A 6,328-nucleotide genomic window follows, 5' to 3' on the forward strand; every position below is an offset into this window, starting at 1 on the left:
TACCTAGCTATGTCGATGACCTTGCCCAGAAATACAACATCGAAATTTTCATAATAGTAACTTTCAGGTAAGTGTCTGGAGCATTGGTCTGCAAATGCATCTCTGTAACCCGGACTGGAAATGGCAATTATCGACATACAGAAAACTGCACCAAATACAACCGGCAACGACTGACGCAATCTTGCAGAATGAGAGTTGAACATTCTACTAAGACTGGTTGAATCAGATGCCAACCCCCTGATTAGGTTTACAGCGAGCAGCAAATAATTGCATCAGACGGCTCTACAAGTCTTGTCCCGCAAATTCTTGAGCGCGTCTTTCCAGAAGAAAGAGTTATAATCTTGCGCTCGATATTTAGTGCCATGCAAACAGCGCAAGACAAGAGGACGATGCCGGTGTGCTTTACGCCAGAGCAGCTAAAGGTCATCGAAGAGTATGCCAAGAAAAAGGGCATGCTGAATGCGAGCCAGGCAATCGAAGAGCTGGCAACCAACTAACTTTTATTTTTATATCGTAGATTCTCCGTGCTTTTTGGTCCCGATGTCTACGACGTCTTCAATGTCAGAGACAAAGATCTTGCCCTCGCCTTTCAGGCCGGTGCTTGTGCTTTCCAGTATCTTGTCGATCACCTTGTTCGCCATCGAGTCGCTCACGACTATCATCACCGTCGAGTTGATGTTGAACTCGGGCGTGTAGGTGCCTGTGCCCCTTCCTGAATGCATCTGGGGGCGGGGGATCTCTCCAGTGCCCTTTGACTCAAAGTAAGTGATGCCTCCTAGGTTCAGTTCCTTGAGCGCAGCAAACGCCCCTTCAAGGCGCGCGTGGGGTATGACAGCCTCGATTTTCTTCATAATCTAGATACCAAGCTGCTTAAGCCCGTGCTTTTATTAAAGTATTTTGTAGACTGGCGCAATAAATTATGTCATAATGGCCGCAACTGGAATTTTTTGCATTCAGGGTAATGCTTTTTTTACCCGTAATGACAACGAGAGGCAGTTTGGGCCTTTTTGGCAGAAAGACGCTGCTGCACTGCACCGTATGCAGCAAAGAGCTAAAGCACAAGTACAAGCCCCGCGACGAGTGGGCAATGGAGGGCTACCTGTGCAGCGACTGCCACATTGAAAAGGCAAAAGAGTTTGCGGCAAGGCCTCCCGAGCCGGACCACTGCGCCGTCTGCAAGCAGGACCTCGGCGACATTGCCGTCAAGCCGCGGTGGCAGTGGAACATGGAGCCCGGCACGCTTTTGTGCCAGCGCTGCTTTAACAACAAAGATGCCGACCACAACAAAAAGCTGAATTTCTGCGCCGTATGCGGGACCAAGATGGGCCTCGTGCGGTATAACCCCAAGCCGGCGTGGAAGGTAGAAGGCCAGATGTGCCGCAAGTGCTGGGACGGCAGGAACGCGGCGTGATATTTTTCCTCAAGAGCCACGCCTGCGAGAAATGCGGCAAAAAGTTTGGCAAGGTGGAGGAGCTGATGCACCACCAGCAGCTTGCGCACGAGAGCCGGCTCTACGAATGCAAGGAATGCGGCATGGGATTTGAGGGGATGGAGCAGATGCGCGACCACGCCAAGAAGAACCACTCGTACCACAAGCAACTGGACGAAAGAAAGAAGGACTAGATTGCCTTTAACTGCTTTACAATCGGCGGCCTTGCCTTGCGGAACACCCTGAATCCGCAGATGCATTTTATCTCTGGCAGGCGCGACAATTCCTCGACTGTCACCGGCGTGCCGCAGCGCATGCACTCGTACGTGACGCTTGCGCCCGAGCTGTCCGAAGCCATCTAGGATGACGCTGCGGCGCCCCCATTTTAAGCTTTAATCCGAGAGGAACCGCGACAGCCTGCTGTCCTTGCTGCTCCTTATCGCCGACTGCGCCGCCGCGAGGATCGCTATGGGGATCCTGTGGGACGAGGCGCTGACATAGTTGAGGCCCGCCGCCGAGCAGAACTCTATCGACCTCGGGTCGCCGCCGTGCTCGCCGCAGATTCCTATCTCGATGTCGCGCTTTACCTTTCGCGACATCTCGATGGTCATCTTCATCAGCCTGCCCACGCCTTTCTGGTCGATGGTCTGGAACGGGTTTGCCGGTATGACTGTCTTTTCCAGGTAAAAGGGCAGGAACTTGGCCTCCGCGTCCTCGCGGCTAAAGCTGAACGTAGCCTGCGTGAGGTCATTGGTGCCAAAGCTGAGGAAATCGACGACGTGGGCTATCTCGTCGGCGACGAGGCACGACCTCACGACTTCGATCATGCTGCCAAACAGTATCTTTAGCTTGATCTTGTGGCGGTGCTCTACCTCGCGCTTGACAGACTCGAACAGGTGGCGCACGGCCACAAGCTCATTCACGATGGCCACCTGCGGCACCATTATCTGCGGCTCCACCTTTACTCCCTCCTTGACAAGACCTGCCGCCGCTTCGCAGATGGCCCGGATCTGCATCTCGTAAATGTCAGGAAACGTGAGCCCGACCCTGACCCCCCTGTGCCCAAGCATCGGATTCACCTCGGACAGCTCGTGCACGCGCCTGAGCATCTTTTCGCGCCTGAGCATCTCTGACTCGGTCCTCGGGCCGCCGGAAGACTTTAGCTCGAAAATCTGCATCATCAGCTCTTCTTCCTTTGGGAGAAACTCGTGCAGCGGCGGGTCAAGGAGCCTTATCGTGACCGGCAGGCCCTGCATCTCTTTCAGTATCGCACGAAAGTCCGACCTCTGCAACAGTTCCAGTTCCGCAAGCGCCTTTCTGCGCTCGTCATCGTCCTCTGCCATTATCATCCGCACGAAAATGGCTATCCTGTCGTGCTGGTTGAACATGCGCTCGGTCCTGCAAAGGCCAACCCCTTCTGCGCCGTATTTCCTTGCCAGAGTAGCGCTCTCTGGCGTGTCGGCGTTTGCGCGTATCCTGATTGCCTTCATTTCAGACGCCCACTGCAGTATCTCTTTGAACTCTGATGTTATCTCGGGATCGACGGTGGGGACCTCTCCAAGGTATATCCTGCCGGTCGATCCGTCGATTGTTATCTTTTGGCCCTCGCTTGCAATTGTCTTGCCGGCAACTGCGAAACTGCAGCTCTCGGTGTCTATCTCTATCTGCGAGCAGCCCACAATGCACGGCTTGCCCATGCCCCTTGCTACCACTGCCGCATGGGACGTTTTCCCGCCCCTCGTTGTCAGGATGCCAGCCGACAAAAAGAACGCAGGGACGTCGTCAGGTTTCGTGTCTTCGCGCACGAGTATCACCTTCTCGCCGCGCCTGCCAAGCGCCTCGGCCCTTGCCACGTCAAAGACCGCCACGCCGCTTGCCGCTCCCGGCGACGCCGCGACGCCGGCGGCAACCGGCTTTAGCTTTACCTGCGGCCCTATCCTCGGGTAGAGCATCTGCTCGAGGCCCTCCGGGTCTATGCGCTTTAGCGCCTCCGTCTTGTCTATCAGGCCTTCGTGGTACATGTCGACTGAGGTCTTGACGCTTGCAAGCGCGCTCATCTTGGCCGTCCTCGTCTGCAAGATGTAGAGCTTGCTCCGCTCGACGGTAAACTCGACATCCTGGCACTCGTTAAAGTGGTTCTCCAGCTTTTCGCAGACCTGCTGAAGCTGGCTGTAGACGTCCGGCATCTGGCCCGGCAGCTGGTCGATGTGGCTCGGGTTTGCCTTGCCAGAGACGACGTCTTCGCCCTGCGCGTTCACCAAGTAGTCGCCGTACAGCCTCTTTACGCCCGTCTCCGGGTCGCGGGTGAACACGACGCCCGTCGCGCTGTCCTGCCCCGTGTTGCCAAACACCATCGCCACTATTGTCACGGCCGTCCCGTTGGCCATGTCCGGCGTTATGCCGTACTGCCTGCGGTATTCCATTGCGCGCTTGCCCATCCACGACCTGAACACCGCGTCTATCGCAAGTTCAAGCTGCTTGTACGGGTAGTCGGGAAGCTTTTTGCCCGTGTTTTCGCACAGCGACTTGAACGACGCGGCGACCTTGCGCAGGACCTTTTCGTCGTTGAGGTCCTTGCCTGCCATCTCCTTCTCAAACTGCCTGTCGTCGATGCCGAGCACTATTTTGCCAAACATCTGGATGAACCGGCGGTACGCGTCCCACGCAAACCTCGCGTCCTTGCTCTGCCGCGCAAGGCCCTCGACTGACTGGTCGTTGAGGCCGAGGTTGAGTATCGTGTCCATCATGCCCGGCATCGACACCGGCGCGCCCGACCTGACAGAAACGAGGAGTGGGTTTGCCGCGTCGCCCAGCTTTTTGCCCGTTGAAACTTCAAGTTTCTTTATGGACTTGCGCACCTCGTCCATGAGGCCGTCCGGCAGGCGCTTGCCCGCCTCGTAGAATTTTTCGCAAATGTCAGTCGTTATTATAAAGCCGGGCGGCACCGGCAGGCCCAGCTTTGTCATCTCTGCAAGCCCCGCCCCCTTGCCGCCCAAAAGCGCCCTGTTGTTTCCGTCGGCTTCATCAAAAAAGTAGATGGGCTTGACGATGGAGCTGCTCATTTTTGTGTCTTCTGAGGCTTGCTGGCTTAAAAAAATGTTGTGTGGTGGGCAAAAAGACCGGAACCGGCTTCTGAAAATCCCTTAAGCAACGCCTCTGGTGAACCAGCCATGGCAATAGATGAAGCTAGGTTAAACGAGTTCATCGGAAGGGCCCTGGGTGACTGGGGAGGGGCGCTTGGCGCGCTCTTGGCTTTTGCAGGCGACAGGTTGGGCCTGTACAGGGCGATGGCCGGCGCCGGCCCGATGACGCCGGAACAGCTTGCCGAAAAGACCGGCACCCATCCGCGCATGATAAGGGAGTGGCTGGCGGCGCAGGCGGCAGGGGGGTACGTCACCTATGGCGAGGGCAGGTACACGCTGCCTGCAGAGCAGGCGTTTGCAATGGCAAATCCTGACAGCCCGGCGTACATCATGGGAGGCTACCAGATCATGGCGTCGCTCTTTCAGGACGAGCAAAAGATAGTGGAGGCGATCCGGACGGGCAAGGGGCTCGGCTGGGGCGACCACAATCGGCACCTGTTTGAAGGCACCGAGAGGTTTTTCAGGCCAAACTATGTCGCCAACCTTGTTTCAAGCTGGATTCCCGCGCTTGACGGCATGCAGGAAAAACTCGAGAGCGGGATATCTGTCGCGGACGTCGGCTGCGGGCACGGCGCGTCCACCATCCTGATGGCAAAGGCCTTCCCGAAATCAAGGTTCACGGGGTTTGATTTTCACCGGCCGTCTATAGGGTGGGCGCAAAAGCAGGCAGAAAAAGAGGGCGTCGCCGGCAACTGTACGTTCCAGGTGGCCGGCTCTACCGACTATCCCGGCCAGTACGACTTGGTCGCGTTCTTTGACTGCTTCCACGACATGGGAAACCCTGCAGGGGCGGCCGCCAACACGCTCAGGGCGCTGAAAAAGGGCGGCACGTGGATGATAGTCGAGCCGTTTGCCAACGAAAAATTGGAAGAGAACCTGAACCCCGTCGGCAGGCTGTTCTACTCTGCGTCTTCCATGATATGCGTGCCCGCTTCGCTAAACGACAATGGGCCGGCGCTTGGGGCCCAGGCCAGCGACTCGCAGCTGCGCGAGATAGTGACGTCTGCAGGGTTTACGCGGTTTCGGCGCGCGACGCAGACGCCCTTTAACAGGGTCTTTGAAGCAAGGCCGTAAAAAACGGCAGGCAGCATCGTGCCAGAAATTGCCGGTTTCTGGCATGACCGATAGTTTCAAATCAATGCATGCCAAGCTCTAGCTGCCGGCACTTGTCAGATCCAATCCTGCCCACAACATTCCTGATACAGCTACTCGACCTCTTTGGCACGGCGGCGTTTGCAGTCACCGGCGCGCTCAAGGCAGTCGAGCACAAGTCCGACATCGTGGGGATAATCATACTGGCCGCGATAACCGGGATGGCCGGAGGCGTGATACGCGACATTACATTTGGCCGGTTCCCGCCTGCCGCGATAGCAAACCCGCTCTACGTCGTGATAACGATAGCGATGGCAGTCGCGATATTCTTCCTCTATCGGGCGTTCAAAAAACACGAAGGCATGTTCTTAAAGTTTGACGCGATTGGCCTTGGCGTCTTTACCGTCATCGGCGCGTCCATAGCCTACAACATCGCCGGGCTGGATTTCCTTGCCATGGCGTTTGCAGGCATGATAACCGCGGTGGGCGGCGGCATACTGCGCGACGTGTTTGTCAACGAGGTTCCGATAGTGTTCGTCAAAGAGCTGTACGCGTCTGCCAGCTTTATCGGCGTGGCGATGCTCTTTGCGCTTTTGTGGGCCGGCCTTGACATCAGTATTGCAGCGATACCGACCATAATCGCGGTCACCGCTCTGCGCATGAC

8 protein-coding genes are annotated in these 6,328 nt (G+C 56.6%); 5 read left to right on the forward strand and 3 right to left on the reverse strand.

Features of this window, described 5'->3' with window-relative positions:
• Positions 1–362 precede the first annotated feature (362 nt).
• Positions 363–497, forward strand: coding sequence for a hypothetical protein (locus ACREAY_RS08860; protein WP_431755411.1), 135 nt, complete (start codon positions 363–365; stop codon positions 495–497).
• A gap of 9 nt (positions 498–506) precedes the next feature.
• Here the strand turns inward: ACREAY_RS08860 and ACREAY_RS08865 are convergent, their stop codons facing one another.
• Complete coding sequence (locus ACREAY_RS08865) at positions 507–851, reverse strand: P-II family nitrogen regulator (protein WP_431755412.1); 345 nt, start codon at positions 849–851, stop codon at positions 507–509.
• Positions 852–997: 146 nt separating this feature from the next.
• Between ACREAY_RS08865 and ACREAY_RS08870 the strand changes: the two genes are divergently transcribed.
• Both ACREAY_RS08870 and ACREAY_RS08875 read left to right on the forward strand, forming a co-directional pair.
• On the forward strand, positions 998–1,411 hold the full coding sequence (locus tag ACREAY_RS08870; RefSeq protein ID WP_431755413.1) for a hypothetical protein: 414 nt from the start codon (positions 998–1,000) through the stop codon (positions 1,409–1,411).
• Positions 1,408–1,623 carry a C2H2-type zinc finger protein gene (locus ACREAY_RS08875; RefSeq protein ID WP_431755414.1) on the forward strand — a complete coding sequence of 72 codons (216 nt, stop codon included), beginning with the start codon at positions 1,408–1,410 and terminating at the stop codon, positions 1,621–1,623. The genes ACREAY_RS08870 and ACREAY_RS08875 overlap by 4 nt, the downstream gene beginning before the upstream one ends.
• Here the strand turns inward: ACREAY_RS08875 and ACREAY_RS08880 are convergent.
• Both ACREAY_RS08880 and ppdK read right to left on the reverse strand, forming a co-directional pair.
• Positions 1,620–1,787 (reverse strand): RNA polymerase Rbp10, encoded by a 168-nt coding sequence (locus tag ACREAY_RS08880; protein WP_431755415.1) that lies wholly within the window; start codon positions 1,785–1,787, stop codon positions 1,620–1,622. The two genes, ACREAY_RS08875 and ACREAY_RS08880, sit on opposite strands and share 4 nt — an antisense overlap.
• 34 nt (positions 1,788–1,821) lie before the next feature.
• Complete coding sequence (gene ppdK / locus ACREAY_RS08885; RefSeq protein WP_431755416.1) at positions 1,822–4,491, reverse strand: pyruvate, phosphate dikinase; 2,670 nt, start codon at positions 4,489–4,491, stop codon at positions 1,822–1,824.
• A 114-nt stretch (positions 4,492–4,605) separates the two neighbouring features.
• Here ppdK and ACREAY_RS08890 point away from each other — a divergent pair, with 114 nt between their 5' ends.
• Both ACREAY_RS08890 and ACREAY_RS08895 read left to right on the forward strand, forming a co-directional pair.
• Positions 4,606–5,646 (forward strand): class I SAM-dependent methyltransferase, encoded by a 1,041-nt coding sequence (locus tag ACREAY_RS08890; protein WP_431755418.1) that lies wholly within the window; start codon positions 4,606–4,608, stop codon positions 5,644–5,646.
• Positions 5,647–5,738: 92 nt separating this feature from the next.
• Positions 5,739–6,328, forward strand: a 590-nt coding sequence (locus ACREAY_RS08895; protein WP_431755417.1) for a trimeric intracellular cation channel family protein, incomplete at its 3' end; no start/stop codon positions are given.

The sequence above is a fragment of the Nitrososphaera sp. genome (genome assembly GCF_050748925.1).
Classification (GTDB): domain Archaea; phylum Thermoproteota; class Nitrososphaeria; order Nitrososphaerales; family Nitrososphaeraceae; genus Nitrososphaera.

Bases quoted from the DNA above. Each gene is read 5' to 3' on its own strand.
- ACREAY_RS08860 (WP_431755411.1), top strand. From the start codon at position 363: ATGCAAACAGCGCAAGACAAGAGGACGATGCCGGTGTGCTTTACGCCA.
- ACREAY_RS08865 (WP_431755412.1), bottom strand. From the start codon at position 851: ATGAAGAAAATCGAGGCTGTCATACCCCACGCGCGCCTTGAAGGGGCG.
- ACREAY_RS08880 (WP_431755415.1), bottom strand. From the start codon at position 1,787: ATGGCTTCGGACAGCTCGGGCGCAAGCGTCACGTACGAGTGCATGCGC.
- ppdK (WP_431755416.1), bottom strand. From the start codon at position 4,491: ATGAGCAGCTCCATCGTCAAGCCCATCTACTTTTTTGATGAAGCCGAC.